Annotated in this window: 17 protein-coding genes and 2 pseudogenes; 6 read left to right on the forward strand and 13 right to left on the reverse strand. The window is 62.5% G+C overall.

The window, feature by feature from the left end; all coding sequences use genetic code 11:
• Positions 1-73: 73 nt before the first annotated feature.
• The 4 genes from APH27_RS12095 to APH27_RS12110 form a co-directional block, all read right to left on the reverse strand.
• Positions 74-1,012: a glycosyltransferase family 2 protein gene (locus APH27_RS12095; protein WP_027918461.1), complete on the reverse strand. Its 939-nt coding sequence runs from the start codon at positions 1,010-1,012 to the stop codon at positions 74-76.
• Positions 1,009-1,371, reverse strand: coding sequence for a GtrA family protein (locus APH27_RS12100; protein ID WP_033696121.1), 363 nt, complete (start codon positions 1,369-1,371; stop codon positions 1,009-1,011). The genes APH27_RS12095 and APH27_RS12100 overlap by 4 nt, the downstream gene beginning before the upstream one ends.
• A gap of 2 nt (positions 1,372-1,373) precedes the next feature.
• Positions 1,374-2,858, reverse strand: a complete 1,485-nt coding sequence (locus APH27_RS12105) for a glucosyltransferase domain-containing protein (RefSeq protein ID WP_082435098.1) — start codon at positions 2,856-2,858, stop codon at positions 1,374-1,376.
• An 86-nt stretch (positions 2,859-2,944) separates the two neighbouring features.
• Positions 2,945-3,841 carry a DMT family transporter gene (locus APH27_RS12110; RefSeq protein ID WP_060484912.1) on the reverse strand — a complete coding sequence of 299 codons (897 nt, stop codon included), beginning with the start codon at positions 3,839-3,841 and terminating at the stop codon, positions 2,945-2,947.
• A 184-nt stretch (positions 3,842-4,025) separates the two neighbouring features.
• On the opposite strand from APH27_RS12110, the gene APH27_RS12115 reads away from it, so the two are divergent.
• Positions 4,026-4,901 carry a helix-turn-helix domain-containing protein gene (locus tag APH27_RS12115; protein ID WP_027918457.1) on the forward strand — a complete coding sequence of 292 codons (876 nt, stop codon included), beginning with the start codon at positions 4,026-4,028 and terminating at the stop codon, positions 4,899-4,901.
• Positions 4,902-4,997: 96 nt separating this feature from the next.
• Here APH27_RS12115 and APH27_RS12120 read toward each other — a convergent pair whose 3' ends face one another.
• The 6 genes from APH27_RS12120 to APH27_RS12145 all read right to left on the reverse strand — a co-directional run bounded on the left by APH27_RS12120 (position 4,998) and on the right by APH27_RS12145 (position 11,249).
• A complete protein-coding gene (locus APH27_RS12120; protein WP_060484913.1) occupies positions 4,998-7,388 on the reverse strand; it encodes a TonB-dependent receptor in 2,391 nt (796 codons plus the stop codon).
• 128 nt (positions 7,389-7,516) lie between these two features.
• A complete protein-coding gene (locus APH27_RS12125) occupies positions 7,517-8,497 on the reverse strand; it encodes a FecR domain-containing protein (RefSeq protein ID WP_060484914.1) in 981 nt (326 codons plus the stop codon).
• Positions 8,494-9,045, reverse strand: coding sequence for an RNA polymerase sigma factor (locus APH27_RS12130; protein ID WP_060484915.1), 552 nt, complete (start codon positions 9,043-9,045; stop codon positions 8,494-8,496). The genes APH27_RS12125 and APH27_RS12130 overlap by 4 nt, the downstream gene beginning before the upstream one ends.
• Before the next feature lie 4 nt (positions 9,046-9,049).
• Complete coding sequence (locus tag APH27_RS12135) at positions 9,050-9,376, reverse strand: DUF3325 domain-containing protein (protein ID WP_060484916.1); 327 nt, start codon at positions 9,374-9,376, stop codon at positions 9,050-9,052.
• Positions 9,376-10,947, reverse strand: coding sequence for a PepSY domain-containing protein (locus APH27_RS12140; protein ID WP_060484917.1), 1,572 nt, complete (start codon positions 10,945-10,947; stop codon positions 9,376-9,378). Before APH27_RS12140 ends, APH27_RS12135 begins: the two co-directional genes overlap by 1 nt.
• On the reverse strand, positions 10,944-11,249 hold the full coding sequence (locus tag APH27_RS12145) for a DUF3649 domain-containing protein (RefSeq protein ID WP_027918451.1): 306 nt from the start codon (positions 11,247-11,249) through the stop codon (positions 10,944-10,946). The genes APH27_RS12140 and APH27_RS12145 overlap by 4 nt, the downstream gene beginning before the upstream one ends.
• Positions 11,250-11,341: 92 nt before the next feature.
• On the opposite strand from APH27_RS12145, the pseudogene APH27_RS25855 reads away from it, so the two are divergent.
• The 4 genes and pseudogenes from APH27_RS25855 to APH27_RS12160 all read left to right on the forward strand — a co-directional run.
• Positions 11,342-11,491 (forward strand): annotated as a pseudogene (locus APH27_RS25855) (sigma factor-like helix-turn-helix DNA-binding protein); the annotation flags it as partial.
• A gap of 2 nt (positions 11,492-11,493) precedes the next feature.
• Positions 11,494-12,156, forward strand: a pseudogene (locus tag APH27_RS12150) (TonB-dependent receptor domain-containing protein); the annotation flags it as partial.
• A gap of 213 nt (positions 12,157-12,369) precedes the next feature.
• On the forward strand, positions 12,370-12,717 hold the full coding sequence (locus APH27_RS12155; protein ID WP_060484919.1) for an HPF/RaiA family ribosome-associated protein: 348 nt from the start codon (positions 12,370-12,372) through the stop codon (positions 12,715-12,717).
• 124 nt (positions 12,718-12,841) lie between these two features.
• The gene (locus tag APH27_RS12160) at positions 12,842-13,144 is read left to right on the forward strand and encodes a DUF3509 domain-containing protein (protein WP_027918448.1); all 303 of its coding nucleotides are present in this window, start codon (positions 12,842-12,844) and stop codon (positions 13,142-13,144) included.
• 3 nt (positions 13,145-13,147) lie between these two features.
• Here APH27_RS12160 and APH27_RS12165 read toward each other — a convergent pair whose 3' ends face one another.
• Both APH27_RS12165 and APH27_RS12170 read right to left on the reverse strand, forming a co-directional pair.
• On the reverse strand, positions 13,148-13,441 hold the full coding sequence (locus tag APH27_RS12165) for a hypothetical protein (protein WP_060484920.1): 294 nt from the start codon (positions 13,439-13,441) through the stop codon (positions 13,148-13,150).
• A gap of 114 nt (positions 13,442-13,555) precedes the next feature.
• Entirely contained in the window at positions 13,556-14,035 is a 480-nt protein-coding gene (locus APH27_RS12170; RefSeq protein ID WP_060484921.1) for a phosphate-starvation-inducible protein PsiE, read from the reverse strand.
• Positions 14,036-14,331: 296 nt separating this feature from the next.
• On the opposite strand from APH27_RS12170, the gene APH27_RS12175 reads away from it, so the two are divergent.
• A complete protein-coding gene (locus APH27_RS12175; protein WP_027918445.1) occupies positions 14,332-14,598 on the forward strand; it encodes a YebG family protein in 267 nt (88 codons plus the stop codon).
• Between the two features lie 104 nt (positions 14,599-14,702).
• Here the strand turns inward: APH27_RS12175 and APH27_RS12180 are convergent, their stop codons facing one another.
• Positions 14,703-14,969, reverse strand: coding sequence for a hypothetical protein (locus tag APH27_RS12180; RefSeq protein ID WP_027918444.1), 267 nt, complete (start codon positions 14,967-14,969; stop codon positions 14,703-14,705).
• Positions 14,970-15,012: the final 43 nt, after the last annotated feature.

Here is a 15,012-nt window from a genome sequence, read left to right on the forward strand (position 1 = left end):
CTGTTCACGGCTGAAGCCGCTCCTACAGGGACCGCGTGCTACCTGTGGGGGCGGCCGGTACAGGCAACACATTTCATCTAGGCTGCCGCCGCCTGCCCAGTACCTTGCGCACCACATACCGCGGCCGATGCTTGGTTTCCTGGTAGACCCGCCCGACATACTCCCCCAGTATGCCGATGCCGATCAGCTGCACCCCGCCAAGAAACAAGATCGCCGTCATCATCGAGGGATAGCCCGGCACATCATTGCCGTGCAGCATCTTGTCGACCAGCATGTACACGGCAAAGGCAAAGGCGAACAGTGACACCCCTGCGCCCACGTAGCTCCACAGCCGCAACGGCACGGTGCTGAACGAGGTGATGCCGTCCAGTGCCAGGTTCCACAAACGCCAGAAACTGAACTTGCTGTTGCCCGCCGCACGTTCCGGCCGGTCGTATTCGACGATCGCGGTGCGAAAGCCCACCCACGACAGCACGCCCTTCATGAACAGCTGCTGCTCGGGCAACTGCCGGATCGCGGTCACCACCTTGCGGTCGAGCAGGCGGAAATCGCCCACGTTTTCTTCGATAGGGGTCGAGGCGATGCGATTGTGCAGGCGGTAGTAGAAGCGCGCGCTCCAGCGCTTGAGCGGCGTGTCGGCGGCCCGGCTGCGGCGCTTGGCCAGCACCACGTCGGCGCCCTCCTGCCAAAGCGTGAGCATCTGCGCAATGACGTCGATAGGGTCTTGCAGATCGACATCGATCGGCACCATGGCATCGCCTTCGGCATATTCAAGGCCAGCGAACAACGCCGACTCCTTGCCGAAATTGCGCGAAAAATTGATCACTGTGACCCACTCGTCCCGCGCTGCCAGCTCCGCGCAGATGTCTTCGCTGGCATCGCTGCTGCCGTCGTTGACGAACAGGATCTCCACCGTCACGCCCTGTAGCGTCGGCTCATTGCGCACCGCATGATAGAAGCGTTGCAGAGTGTCCTGCTCGTTGTACACCGGCACGATCAGAGTAATGTTCATGGCGCCCTCGTTCTGAAAACCACCCCGCGTGTAAAGCAATACCCCACTACCAGGCTGGCTGCCGAAAATGTCAGCAATATCACGCCAGGCCACAGGTCTGCCCAATCCGCAACGGCCCCCAGCACAAGGCTGAAGCTGCCCATTCCAAAGAGAAAAATGATGTACCCCCGCCCTGTCGGCCTGACTGCAAAGGTGTAGCGAGCATTGACCAGGTATGACAGGCTCGATGCCACTACGAAGGCTGAGAAGTTGCTCTGCGCCTGGCTCAGCCCAAGTGCAAGGTGCAGCGACAGGAACACCCCCCAGTGCACCAGCGTGTTGCCGATGCCGACCAGCCCGTAGCGAGCGAATCGACGCATGTTCAATGCCCTCCGGCAGGCGCAGGTGGCACCTTGAACAACACATAGGCAGCGTCGCCCAGCAAATGGATGTCATACAGTTGTCTGACCAACTGCGGTGACGGGCTGGCAGCCAATACCTGTTCGCGACTGAGCGGTGGCGGCTGGTAAAAGGTATGAAGCTGGTCGATACCGACCAGCGGCAGCATCTCCGGCAACATCACGAAATTGTTAGGGTTGATCCGCTCCAGCACCGGCAAGTTGCGCAGCGTCCCTTTGGCCGCTGGCAACCAAAGCCTGGCTTGCCAGTAATCGAGCAGGTAGTACTGCCTGGCAGGCAACGATGACAGGTCATGCGCCACCGACTGACTCACAGACTGAAGCAAGGTTTTTTGCCACAGCAGAACTCGGCCATAGGCAAACGATACAGACAGCATGGCCACCGCCGTCAGCACCAGCACTCCCAAACGCAAGCGCGGTAGAGCAGACAATGCATCGTGTACTAAGTACAGCAACAGGGCCAGGACAGCACCGAGGCCCATCAACGCGCGCGGGTCAGGGGAAAAATCCCTTAGCACCAGCATCACGCCAGGTACACACAGCACCAGCAGCGCCATCGGCAGCAGCAGGAACGCCACCAGCCCCAAGCGTTCACCCGCACCGTAGGGCTGCAACCAGACGATTCGGATTTGCCTGCCCAGCCCTCCGAGCGCCAGTATGCCCAGGCCAATGGCCCCCCAGAATATCCAGGGCGTGATCAGCAAGTTGACCACCTCTGCCGTGGCCGCAAGGTGTCGCAAGATGGCCGCCGGACAGTGGTCATCGACCGCGAGCAACTCCGCGCGCCCACGGAGCACCATCCAGTTGCAGGTGAAGTAATAGAAACCACACCCCACCAGCAGCTGGCCCAAGCGCAAGGCGGCGTATCGGCAAATCCTCGCCAGCCGATGGCCATCCATGACCTGACGCATCACCTCGATGCAGCACAAGCCTGCAAAAACGTTCACGGTCGGCTGATAAAGTGCAGCCCCCAGCGCCACAAGAAGGCTGCCGAGCAGAAACCGAGCCGGCCACGCGCGGCCCAGAATGATCGCCCAGACACTGAGAACCAGCGCCAGCGCCATGGACGCGCTATCGTACTGGTAGGACAAGTTCTGCAGGAACATGGGCTGCATCCACAAGGGCAGCACCACCAGTACCGCACTGGCCGTTGGTAACCCGAACCAGTGCCTGGCAAGGCACGCCAGCGCATGTGCGGCGACGAGGGTCGCCACTATCAGCGGCAACGGGTAGACGTTCACCGCATCAGCCCCGAAGCTGAACAGCATATGCATTGTCACTGCCAGCGGGCGACCGACCGCCTCCCAGTCATTACGCGCCAGTTGCTGGCGCGCGTAGTCGTCAAGTGCCGGCAAGTCCGCCATCAGCAGCGGCACAATCTGCAACAGCAAAGCGGCTGAGCACAGTAACCAGCGTTGTGTGCCCGTCAGCGGCGTGTTCCATGACATCGTCGGTTCCCCCCAGGGATACACGGCGAAGTCTAGTCAGACTGCCCGAATGCACATCTGACATTTTTGCCAGTTGCAAAACTGCGCTAACGCGCCAAGGCCACACCCTGTGGACGTGCAGGCTTGCGAAACACCAGCACATTCCCCACCATCACCGCCACCAGCCCCAGCAGCGCCGGTGTCGTCCACTGATAGCCTTCGGCAAAGGCCGACACGTTCAGCGCCACCAGCGGAAACAGCACGGTGCAGTATGCCGCCCGCTCCGGCCCCATGCGCCCGACCAGGGTCAGGTAAGCGGTAAAGCCGATCACCGAGCCAGGGATGACCAGGTACAGCAACGAGCCGATGTAGCGGGCGTTCCATTCCATGGCGAACGGGATACCGCTGACCAGGCAGTACACCGCCAGCATCGACGCACCATAGACCATGCCCCAGGCATTGGTGGTCATGGGCTTGAGCCCGGCCTTCTGCTGCATGCTCGAGAGCATGTTGCCGGCCGAGAAGCACAGTGTGCCGAGCAGAGCCAGGCCCAGCCCGTAGAGGGTTTCACGGCTGGCCGAGTGGTGCGAAAGCTCGGGCCAGAACAGCAGGCCCAGGCCGAGCAAGCCAAGCGCACCGCCACCGAGGACATTGCTGGCGATCTTCTGGCCGAAGAAGACCCGGGCGTTGAGGGCATTCCACAAGGTGGCGGTCGAGAACACCACGGCGATCAGGCCACTGGCAACCCACTGACTGGCGGTGAGGAAGCACATGAAGTTGACGCAGAACAGGCACAGTCCCTGGGCCAGGCAGATCAGGTGGCCACGCCGGCCCATCGGCTGCAGGCGGCGGGTGAGCAGGAGCATGGCGAACAGGATCAACCCGGCCAGGGCGAAGCGGTAGACGATCGACACCGGGATGGCGACCACGCCCAATTGCAGTTTCAGGGCGATCCAGGTGGTGCCCCAGATCAGGACGGTGAGCAGGTAAAGGGACAGGTTCATGGCGGCGGTTCCTTGGGCCTTTCGATATCGGTATCTGGCTTTTCGCGGGCAAGCCCGCTCCCACAGGGATCACCAGTGTTCGCCGATCGGTGTTTACCCGCTTGCACAAACTTGCGCTTTTGTCCTGCAGGTAGCTGTACGCCAGCCCAAGTGGCAGTAGGATGGCTGGCAAGAGGATTGCGCCATGACCCCACTCACCCAGTTGCAAGTGTTCAACGCCATGCACGCCTCGCCAAACGCCCGGCTGGAGCTGAGCGCGCAGCTGGGCGACGGGCTGGCGGCGGCGTTGTGGAGCAACCGCGACGACGCCCGCGACTATCAGGCACCAAGCCATCACACGCTGTCGTGCTACATCGCCGACGGCACCGGCACCTTCCGCCGCCAGCGCCCGGCCGACAAGGGCGCGCCGGGCAAGTTGTGCATCATGCCGGCAGGGCACGAGTCGAACTGGGTGGTGAACGGGGCAATCCGCCTGGCGCACCTGTATGTCAGCGAGGCGCAGTTCGCCCTGGGTTGCGTGCGCCTGCTCGACCGGGAACCACGTGAGCTGCAGTTGCAGGAAGCGACCTTTCTGGACGATCCGCAGCAGGCCACACGCTTTCGCCAGCTGATCCGCCTGAACTGGGACGAGCCCGGTGAGCGCCTGCTGGCCAGCAGCCTGGCGCATGAGATTGTCGACCATGCACTGCTTGGCCAGGTCGGGGTACGCAATGGCCTGCGCCTGAAAGGCGGGCTGGCGCCGAACCTGCGCCGGCAGCTGGTCGACTACATGGAAGCGCACCTGGACCAGCCCATCACCCTGGGCGAACTGGCATTGCGCTGCAATTTGTCCGAATACCACTTTGCGCGCATGTTCCGCGCCAGTTTCGGATTGCCGCCACATCAATACCTGCTGGCGCGACGGCTGCATCGGGCCTGCCAGCTGTTGCGCCTGGGCGAGCTGCCCTTGGGCCAGGTGGCACTGTCGTGCGGGTTCGCCAGTGCCAGCCACTTCAGCAACCGCTTCCGCCAGGCGATGGGCGCAACACCTGGAGAGTACCGTTCGGCCATTCGTGGCTGAAGCCGCTGTCTTGCTCAATTTCTTAAAACTGGCGCGATCCTTGTGGGAGCCGCGCTTGCCGGCGATGGGCCGCGAAGCGGCCCCGGCAATTAAGGCTCAGAACTCGAAGGTGCTGGACAGGCTCACCTGCCGCGCATCACCAATGGCGACGAAATACTGGTTCACCGCCGAGCTGTAGTAGACCTTGTCGAACAGGTTCTTCACGTTCAACTGCAGGCGCACGTTGTGCTCGTCCAGCTTGGTCTCATAGGTGGCGAACGCATCGGCCACGGTGTAGCTCGGCAGGTCGAAGGTATTGGTCGAGTTCCCCGGCCGTTCCCCCACATAGCGCGCCCCGGCGCCGAAGCGCAGGCGATCGCCACCGAACAGGCTGCCAAAGTCATACACCGCCGACAGCGAACCGGTATGCCGGGCCACGTTCTGCAGGCGGTTGCCTTGCAGGTCGGGATCCTTGGTCACCTTGGCATCGGTAAAGGCATAACTGCCGATAAGGCTCCAACGCTCACTAAGCTGCCCGGTCAGGTCGAGTTCGACACCGCGCGAGCTGACTTCACCTGCGTTGCTGTAGACCGTCTCACCGGTGCCACTGTCAAAGTTGGCGACCAGCACGTTGCGCTTGGTGATGTCGAACAGCGCCAGGGTACCGGTGAGGCTGCCCGGCATGTCCAGCTTGGCGCCCAGTTCCCAGGACTTGCCCTCTTCCGGCGCCACCGACGAATCCAGCACCACGCCCCCGGTCAGCGGGGCAATGCTGGAATTGGGCTTGAACGACTCGCTGTAGCTGCCATAGAACGACAACTGGTCATCGACCTTGTAGACGATGCCCGCATGGGGCACCCAAGCCTGGCCACTGGCGTCGGTGTTGGCCTTGAACGGGCGGCCGCGGCCGGCGTACTGGTCGTATTGCTGATAACGCGCGCCTGCCACCAGGATCCAGTGCTCGTCCAGGTGCAACGCGTCCTGCACGAACAAGGCATCGGTGCGCAGCTTGTCGGTCTGGTCGCTGTCGCTGGCACGCACTGCAGTGCCCTCCACTTCCTGGCCGTAGATCGGGTTCACGTAGCTGAAAGTGGACCGAGAAGTCTGACGGATCAGGTCGCCGCGAAAGATCTTGCGGTCTTCATGGTCGATGCCGAACAGCAGGTCGTTCTGCATGCCAGCCAGTTCGACATTGCCATTGAGGCTCAAGGTAGCGAACTGGTCGCGGCTCATGGCGTTGTGCGTGCCGTCGATGCTGCGCGTCAACGTGCCCTTGGCTTCGTTCACACCGGTAACGCGAACCTGGCTGGCATCGTAGGTCTCGCGGTTGAAGCTGTAACCGAAGTGCAGCTTCCAGTCGTCGGCCAGTTGGTGATCGACTTCCAGGCGATACAGGTCGGAACGCCCTTCCATGTCGTTGAATGGCTCGTCCAGCCGCCGGGTAGCAGGAATGTCCAGAGGGTGGCCGTTGCTGCCGAACGCCGTGCCACGGTCGAACGGGTAAAGGAATTCACGGTGCTCATAGGCCAGCACCACCTGGGTGTCTTCGCCAAGCCAGGCCAGCGACGGCGCCACCAGCGACTCGCGGTGCACGCCGAAGTTGCGCCAGTAGTCCTCGTCCTCGTGATCGACGATCAGGCGGTAGGCGAAGTTGCTGTCACCCAGCGCGCCGGTACTGTCGAACCCGCCACCGCTGCCGTTCTTGCCGCTGCCGTAAGTGGAGCCGCGCACGGTCAGGGCGTTGTACTGCTGCAGTTGCGGGCGCTTGCTGACCACGTTGATGACCCCGCCCGGGTCCTGGATGCCGTATAGCAGTGAGGCAGGGCCCTTGAGCACTTCGACCCGCTCGGTGCTGGCATTGAGGCTGCGGCCCTGCACCAGCGGCATGCCATCGCGCATGATCGAGCCATCGCGGTTGTCACCAAAGCCACGCTTCATCACGGTGTCTGAGGTGCCGCCAAAGTTGTTGCCTTGGGTGATGCCGCTAACGTTGGCCAGGGCGTCGTCGAGGTTGCGCGGGGCCTGGTCGCGGATCACCTGGGCCGGCACCACGTTGATCGCCTGGGGGATGTCCTGGGACGGCCCCTGACCGCGCATGATCGAAGCGCTGGCTGGCGGCTGATAGCTGTAGCTGTCCATTTGCGAGGTCACTGTGGTGGCCTGCAGGTTGAGGGCGCCGGAAGTATCCACGGGTTCGAGCGTCAGGGTGCGCGCGTCGAGGCGGCGCCAGGCCAGCCCGGTGTTGCCCAGCAGCAGCTGCAGAGCTTGTTCGGCACTGAACGAGCCGTTGAGGGCCGGGGCCTGCACACTGGGCAGTTCGAGGGTGTAGACGACGCTCTGGCCAGTGGCACGGCTGAAGGCATTCAGGGCTTGCGCCAGCGGCTGGCTGGGCTGGGCGAATGCGTGCAGTTGAAGTTGCTCGGCAGCCATGAGGCCAGGGGCCGCGGTGATGGCCGAGCACGCTGAAAGGCCGAGCCAGAGGGGAACGCAACGTGGGGTGAACTTCATGGACGCTGACCTGTGAGAGGGCTATTACTGCGAATGAATCGCACTTCCACTCATTACACGGATGCCACCTGCTGTTACCTCATCCGCTTTCGCAATTTATTTTCTGCACCGCTTTCGGGTACAGGCGACTACCGAATGACGGTCAAGCGCCCGAGCAAGGTCTGTCGAGAAAACCCGAGCACTTTGCCCAACGAATCCAATGCCAGCAGCGGCTCATCCGCCGGGAAGCTACCGCTGACCTTGCGCTGCCCCAACTCGCCGTCGAGCAAGACGATACGCCCCGGGTAGTAACGGCGCAGGTCTGCCACCACCTGCGCCAGCGGCACCTGGTAATAATTCAGCCAGCCCTGGCGCCAGGCCAGCCGGCTTTCGCTGTCCACACTCGACAGCTCGCCGGCATGCCCGTCGGCATAGGCCAGCTGCTGGTTGGCTGTCAGTACCTGGCCTGCCTGCCCCACCGCCGGTACAACCGCTACCCGCCCGCTGCGCACAATGACCTGCGCGCCCTGCCCTTGGTCACGCACTTCGAACTGCGTACCCAGCACCCGGACTTCGCCGCCAGCAGCCTCCACCACGAATGGCTGCCCCGTGTGGGTAACCTGGAAGAACGCTGCGCCATGCAACAGGCGCACGCGGCGTTCACCTTGCTGGAAGTCGACGGCGATGGCGCTGCCAGCATCCAGGGTCACCTGCGACTGGTCTGCCAGGGTCACCTGGCGCAGCGCATCACGGCTGCTGAAGTCGGCTTGCAAGTCCAGCAACCAGTCGCTCGGGCGCCAGCCACCCGCCACACTGACAGCCAGCACCAGGCACGCGGCTGCCAACGCCATGCCGGCGCGCCGCCAATGCCCTTGGCCGGGTGGCTTGGCCATGGCCAGCAAGTAGCGTTGCAAGGCCGCATCTTCTGCCTCGGCCACGCGCGCTGCCGGTGCTTCGCTGAGCTGCCACAACAGCTGGGCCTCGGCGTAGGCTTCGCGATGCCTGGGGTCAGCCAGCAACCAGCGCTTGAACTCAGCACTGCTGGCGGCTTCCGGCTGCTCGTTGATGCGCATCAACCACTGCAAGGCAGCCTCGGACTGGGCAGCGGTGATCAGGTCTGGATGGCTCATCGGCGGGCGCTCCCAGGCCTGCGAGTGAAGATCGCGGGCTCGGCAACACTGGCCTTGCACGCTTCGAGGGCGCGCATCATATGCTTTTCCACGGCACTCTGGGAAAGCTGCATGGCTTTGGCGATTTCGCCGTACTTGCAGCCGTGGATACGATTGAGCAGAAAGATCTGCCGGGTACGCTCCGGCAGGGCACGCAGGGCGGTTTCGATGCGCTGCAGGTCATGATCGATTTGCACGGCTTGCTCTGGCGCCTGCACCAGGCCATCTTCATCCACCTGCAGTGATGCTTCGGCGACGCGCTCGCGGCTGCCTTCACTGCGTAAATGGTCGATGGCCAGGTTACCGGCACAGCGCAACAGGTAGGTGTCGAGCGCTTCGACCTTGAAGTCGGGCCGGCGCCAGAAGCGCAGGAACAGCTCCTGCACCAGGTCCGAGGCCGTGGCACGGCAGCCTACCCGGCGGCTGACCAGGGCCTCCATGCGCGCACGCTGGGCCAGGAACACCTGGACGAAACGCGCCCGCGTGCTTTCGCTATCGGGTTCAGTCAAGGCATCACCCGGCCAACACCGTCAACAGCGGGCCAAGCACCAGGCTGACAGCCGCAAGGCCCAGCAACAGCCGCGGCATGTACGGCAAACCGAACACCCACAAGGTAACGCCCGCCATCAGCAATGCAATCCACTCCACCAGGCCATGCGCCCAGCCACGCCAGTGAACGGCGAGTACCAGCGACAGCATCAGCAACAGCCAGCCGCCGATGCGCAACCCGCGCAGCTGGCCCGGGCCAGGCTTGCGCTTGAGCAGCTCGCCGAAGTGCTTTTCCATCGCCAGGCACAGCGCGGCGAAACCTGCGAAACCGATCAGGGCAACGCTCAGCATCAGTGCACCTCGACCCTTTCAGACGAAACCTTGGCCGCCTTCGGCGCGCGTTTTGCGGCGGGCTTTGGCGGGCGCAGCATCTTGCTCGCAGCCCAGGCCAGGAACAGCCCGCACGCCAGGGCGGTGAGGTCGAACCCGGCCATGGCCCAGTCACCAGCAGGCACAGAGGCGTTCAGCCCTTGGCCGGTGCTCAGGGCGTTGAGCAGTGGCAACAAGGCAAAGGCCCCTGCGCCCAGCGCCAGCTGCTCACCCCAGGCCTTGCGCCCCGGGCGCAGCACGGCATGCAGCAACGACGCCAGCCAGACCAGGAAGAACGTGTTCACTTCCCAGTCAGCGCGCCCTTGCAGGGCGACGGGCAACAGCCGGTTGGCCCAGAAGAACCCGGCCACGGCCAGGATCAGGCCACTCATGCTGGCGATGTTCAGCACTTCGACCAGGCGCAGTTCGCCCGGCAGGCGTTCGCACTTGGCATGCTTGAGCTGGCGCTTGCCCAGCCACATCACCAGGCCGGTGCCAATCACCGCAGTGCCTCCAAGCCCGAAGGCAAAGTACAACCAGCGCAGCCAGGGCCCGGCGTAGTTGCCCATGTGCAGGCCAGCGAAACTGAACGAGGTCATCATCGTGGCGCTTTCCGGCGCGCCCTGTTTCAGCAGCTCGCCCGTGGCACCCTCGAAGGTCCAGTTGGCACTGCGCTTGTAGGGGACATTGTCGGCCGATGACTGGGTGAAGGTGACACGGGCATTGCGATCACCCGCGTTCTGTACCTGGATGAAGCCCATGCGCGCGCCAGGCACCTGCTCCTGGACCTTGGCATAGAGGCTCGCCAGCGGCACCAGTGGCGTGGCCACATTGGCCACCTTCGGGGCCTCGTCGCGGCCGAACAGGTCATTGAAATACCCGCTGGTATCGCCGTAGCTGGCCATGATGCCGGCCGGCATGACCATGTACATGAACAGCACCAGGCTGCTGTAGCTGATCATCAGATGGAACGGCAGCACCAGCACGCCGATGGCGTTGTGGCCGTCCAGCCACGAGCGCTGGCCCTTGCCGGGGCGGAAGGTGAAGAACTCCTTGAAGATCTTCTTGTGGGTGATGATCCCGGTGACCAGCCCCAGCAGCATGATGAATGCGCACAGGGTGGACAGCCAGCGGCCCCATGGGTACGGCATCTGCAGCTCGAAATGGAAGCGGTAGAAGAACTCGCCGCCACGGCTGTCACGCGCCTGGACCGGCTGCCCGCTCTGCGCGTCCAGGTCTTTTCTGACAAAGCCCCGACGCCCGCCTTCAGGGTCGCGCCAGCCCACGTTCAAGGCAGCGTCGCGCTCGCTGGGCAGGCGAATCATCCAGCTGCCCGAATGCGCGGCGTTGCTTTCCAGATAGCGCTGGGCCAGCCCCAGGCTGGCCACCGGGTCGAGTGCATGGCGGCGCACTTCTGGCTGCGCCCAGTGGCTGACTTCTTCCTTGAAATAAGACAGGGTGCCGGTAAGGAAGATGGCGAACAGCAACCAGCCAAAGATCAGGCCGGTCCAGGTGTGCAGCCAGGCCATGGCCTGACGGAAGCCTTCCTTCATGGGTTTTTCATCCAGTAGGCGAACCCGCCGAGCAGGCCCAGTACCAGGCTTGGCAGCAACACGCCAAGCCAGGCGCGCCAGGCGCTGCGGCAGGCGAAGCACCAGATGAAGGCCAGCAGGTAGAACACGAACGAGAGCATCAGGCCGGTCAGCGTGGCGTCGACCTGGGGCAATGGCAGCAACAGGGCAAGGCAGACACTCAGCAGCGACGCCAGCAGATAGCCGCCCAGCAAGGCGGCCAGGCTGCGTGACACCACGGCCAGGCGGTAGCTGTGAGGGAGTCCGGCGGCGCTGCGCTTCATGACGTATGTCCGGGGAATGGGGCTGCAATAATAATGATTTCAATTCTCATAAGCAAAGACTGAGACACCCGCGGTCAGAGGATTGCCGAGGCGTCTTCGAGACCCTGCTGGAGCTCGACCGCTTGCTCGATGGCCTGCCAGCGCTGGTGAAACGCGTGGTCCTGCGGGCTCAGGTCGATGGCCTGGGCCAGACAGCGATTGCCCGCGAGCTGGGCATTTCGCTGGCTACGGTCAAGCGCTAGGCCAGATGCCCAACCATGTGAGTAGTGGCGAAGTGAAACCGGAAAAAGCACGCACCTGGGAGCTCGGTACCCGCTATGACAACGGCGACCTGCAGGCCGAGATCGGCGTTTTCCTGATCAATTTCGATAACCAGTACGAGAGCAACCAGACCAACGATTCGGTGATCGCCCGTGGCGAGACCCGCCACCAAGGCGTCGAGACCAGCGTACGCTATGCACTCGATGGCCTGAGCCCGGCACAGGCCGGTTTCGACGTGCACGCCAGCTATGCCTTCGTTGACGCAACCATCCGCGAAGATGGCCCGAACAAGGGCAATCAGGTGCCGTTCTCGTCACGACACAAAGGCAACCTGGGCGTGAGTTACACCGAAGGGCCCTGGCAGTTGAACCTGGATGGCAGTTTCCAGAGCAGCCAGTACGCCGACAACGCCAACACCCACGCTGAAAGCGCCGATGGCAGCACTGGGCGCATACCGGGTTACATGCTGGTCAGCACCCGCGCCGGCTACGACTTCGGCCCGCCGCTGTCTAACCTGAAGCTGGCCGTGGGGGTAAAGAACCTCTTCAACCGCGAGTATTACACGCGCTCGTTCGACGACAACAACAAGGGCAAGTACGTGGGTGAGCCGCGGACCTTGTACGTGCAGACCTCGGTGGCATTCTGAGGCAACACCCTGGAGGTGTGGGAGCCGTGCTTGCCGGCGACGGGCTGCAAAGCAGCCCCCGCTGGCGAATTTGCAACAGGAAATTTATTTTCGGAAAGGGGTTGTAATCGCTTCGCCGTTGCCTGACCTTAGAGTCAAGAGGCGCAGAAATACCAAGGCCCTCAAGGGCCTAGGCACGCCTCCATGCGAGCAAGCTGAATAAGGATTGGAATCATGCAAATCCAGGTCAACAGCAGCAACCATATCGAAGGCAACATCCGTCTTAACGAGTGGGTCCGCAGTACGCTGGAAGCCACCCTCGAACGCTTTGATGACGACCTTACCCGCATCGAGGTGCATCTGCGCGACGAGAACGGCGCCAGGCCCGGCCCGCATGACAAACGCTGCCAGTTGGAGGCTCGCCCGAAAGGCCATCAGCCGATTTCCGTGACCCACACCGCCACCTCGCTGGACCAGGCAGTCGATGGTGCCGCCAGCAAGCTGAACAATGCGCTGGAGCACTTCTACGGCAAGCTGCGCAGCAAGCGCGGCGCACTGGAACTGAGCGATCCTGAAGCCTGATCCGCACTCTGAACAACAACGCCCGGCCTGTGCCGGGCGTTTTCGTTTGCGCCGATCAATGGGCCTGAACCAACCTGAGGGTCAGCCGGTCAACTTCTGCAGCCATTCATTGCAGACCCCAACCATGAACAACCCATTCGAACAGATCAGCGCCGCTTTCGCTCCCGAGTACCGGGTCAACCTGAGTATCGAACGGCTGGACGGCAGCATCATGCTGACCCTTTCAGACGACGCCGGCGTGGTTGCCAAACGGCTGATCAGCCAGGCCCAGCGCAACGACCCGGTGCGACTGCAGCGGGTCATCGACAGCATCCGCCTGGGCCTGGCCATCGAGCTCGGGCAGAACCCGTTGCAGGTTCTGGCCGCCCTGACGGGTGATGCGCGTCAGGATGCCCGTTGGTTCAAGGCCGCTGGCGTGGCCAATTGACGGTCACACAAGTTGCAACAGCTTGCCGATCTGCTTCTCCAGGTCCTGCAGGCGCCAGGTGCCGACTCGGTGTGCGCTGTCAAAAGTGCCCGGCTGGTGAAACAGGCCGAACAGGCCCGGATCATAGGTCGGCTCTTCGCCCCGCTTGAGCCAGTGCAATGACTCTTCGACCAGGGTGCGGCTATTGACCACGTCCAGGTTGATGACATCCCCCACTTCGGTGACATGCACCTCATCGGGGTCAAGCCCGGATGCTTGCTTCAGGTGAGCATGGACAGCTTCTATGTTCAGCTTCATGTGAATCCCCCGCTTGGCGCCTCTGGTTCGCGACCCCGTGTCACGACTTCCCTGCCGACGCCTGCGATGATTCAACCGCGCCAGAGCCAGGCAATGGCAACAGATATCTAGCCCCTACTTGCCCTCCTCCATTTCCTTCAATTCCTTGCCGTTGGCGTCCAGCGCCTTGGTCGAGGGGTAACGGTACGAGGCGTAGCGCACCACCAGAATCGAGAACGCCAGCAGCAGGATGCCCCCACACACGTACAGCAGCCCTTCGTCCGGCGCCTTGTGGTGCGAAACATCGCCGATCAGCAGGCGCGTCAGCGCGGTGATCGCTACATACAACAGGAAGCGGATCGGCATGTGGTTGGTCTTGAAGTAGATACCGACCATCGCCCCGAGCTCCAGGTAGATGAACAGCAGCAGGATGTCATCGACGCTGACCCCGCCGTTGCCGAGCATGTCCAGGAAGGTGACCACCGCCGCATAGGCGGTAATTGCGCCAATGCCGAACAGCGCCAGGTAGTGGAACGCTTCCACACACAGGTTGCCCAGCGAGTCGGCCGAGCCGTGCAGGCCCTTGCGCAGTTTTTCTGCCCATTTGATGTCCACGATGTGCGATTCCCCGATACGACATGAAGGATGATGCGTCACCCCTGTGACGCTTGTGCCATGCAGTTAAAGGGCCAGGCCCTAGCCTTGGAAGGCGACCGATTGCCGCAAGGCACGGGCGGCACGCAATTTCAGCACGGCTACAATTTCTGGTTGCGAAATGACCGCCTTGCCATTACTGTACATCGATACAGTATTCGGTGACGGCATTCTGCCTGACTGCCTGGATAGCAACTGAACCGCAAAGCAGAAGGCGCACGACCGCAGCCCTGCTACCACTGACCGAGAGGCCTCGTATGGCTGTTGAGATTCTTTACCGCAGCACGCGCGATTTGGAGACCACGTTCTTGGACCGCAAACTCGCAGACGCCCATGACCAGATGCTGGAACTGGCCGAGGTGCTTACTCAGGTTCTGGTGAAACATGTACCTGGGCTGGATGAAAACATTGCCGAAGAGGCAAGCATCTTCATGGCCAAGAACAGGGCGGTGTTTGCCGCGGCGTTCAAGAACAATGCGGCGGCATTGGCTGAACTGGATTCGGCTGAAAGCGGCGGCGAGTAAGCAGCACTTCGAAAGCGTAACGAACCCTTGGTCCGTGGCGAAGGGACCCACGCCGGTCACCTTCGTCCACCACTGAAGCCTCCCGTTCAGCACAGGCTGAATGCCTAGCAGGTGCCGGGTTGCACCGGGATCAATTCCTGCAAGATCACCAGTTTCCTCTGCAGTTGCTCGATCTGCGCCTGCTCTGCGCGCAGCGCCGAGCGCAACTCGCGGTTCTCTGCCTCCCAGATCTGCGCCCAACGTGCGTTCTTCTGGCAGGCAAGCCCCATCTTCCACAGCTCGTGCAGCCTCAAGCTCTGATACAGCAGCACCAGCAGAATGATGCCCATCACTACAACTGCGCCTGTCGCAATCACTTCCCACATACCCATTTCCTTTTCCTTGAGTGAGCCAATGTGCCCTGAAGACGAGGAA

The organism is Pseudomonas sp. NBRC 111123, assembly GCF_001320205.1.
Taxonomy (GTDB): domain Bacteria; phylum Pseudomonadota; class Gammaproteobacteria; order Pseudomonadales; family Pseudomonadaceae; genus Aquipseudomonas; species Aquipseudomonas putida_J.

Excerpts from the sequence above, each read along its gene's own strand:
- APH27_RS12095 (WP_027918461.1), bottom strand. The coding sequence starts at position 1,012 with ATGAACATTACTCTGATCGTGCCGGTGTACAACGAGCAGGACACTCTG.
- APH27_RS12100 (WP_033696121.1), bottom strand. The coding sequence starts at position 1,371 with ATGCGTCGATTCGCTCGCTACGGGCTGGTCGGCATCGGCAACACGCTG.
- APH27_RS12105 (WP_082435098.1), bottom strand. The coding sequence starts at position 2,858 with ATGTCATGGAACACGCCGCTGACGGGCACACAACGCTGGTTACTGTGC.
- APH27_RS12110 (WP_060484912.1), bottom strand. The coding sequence starts at position 3,841 with ATGAACCTGTCCCTTTACCTGCTCACCGTCCTGATCTGGGGCACCACC.
- APH27_RS12115 (WP_027918457.1), top strand. The coding sequence starts at position 4,026 with ATGACCCCACTCACCCAGTTGCAAGTGTTCAACGCCATGCACGCCTCG.
- APH27_RS12120 (WP_060484913.1), bottom strand. The coding sequence starts at position 7,388 with ATGAAGTTCACCCCACGTTGCGTTCCCCTCTGGCTCGGCCTTTCAGCG.
- APH27_RS12125 (WP_060484914.1), bottom strand. The coding sequence starts at position 8,497 with ATGAGCCATCCAGACCTGATCACCGCTGCCCAGTCCGAGGCTGCCTTG.
- APH27_RS12135 (WP_060484916.1), bottom strand. The coding sequence starts at position 9,376 with ATGCTGAGCGTTGCCCTGATCGGTTTCGCAGGTTTCGCCGCGCTGTGC.
- APH27_RS12140 (WP_060484917.1), bottom strand. The coding sequence starts at position 10,947 with ATGAAGGAAGGCTTCCGTCAGGCCATGGCCTGGCTGCACACCTGGACC.
- APH27_RS12145 (WP_027918451.1), bottom strand. The coding sequence starts at position 11,249 with ATGAAGCGCAGCGCCGCCGGACTCCCTCACAGCTACCGCCTGGCCGTG.
- APH27_RS12155 (WP_060484919.1), top strand. The coding sequence starts at position 12,370 with ATGCAAATCCAGGTCAACAGCAGCAACCATATCGAAGGCAACATCCGT.
- APH27_RS12160 (WP_027918448.1), top strand. The coding sequence starts at position 12,842 with ATGAACAACCCATTCGAACAGATCAGCGCCGCTTTCGCTCCCGAGTAC.
- APH27_RS12165 (WP_060484920.1), bottom strand. The coding sequence starts at position 13,441 with ATGAAGCTGAACATAGAAGCTGTCCATGCTCACCTGAAGCAAGCATCC.
- APH27_RS12175 (WP_027918445.1), top strand. The coding sequence starts at position 14,332 with ATGGCTGTTGAGATTCTTTACCGCAGCACGCGCGATTTGGAGACCACG.
- APH27_RS12180 (WP_027918444.1), bottom strand. The coding sequence starts at position 14,969 with ATGGGTATGTGGGAAGTGATTGCGACAGGCGCAGTTGTAGTGATGGGC.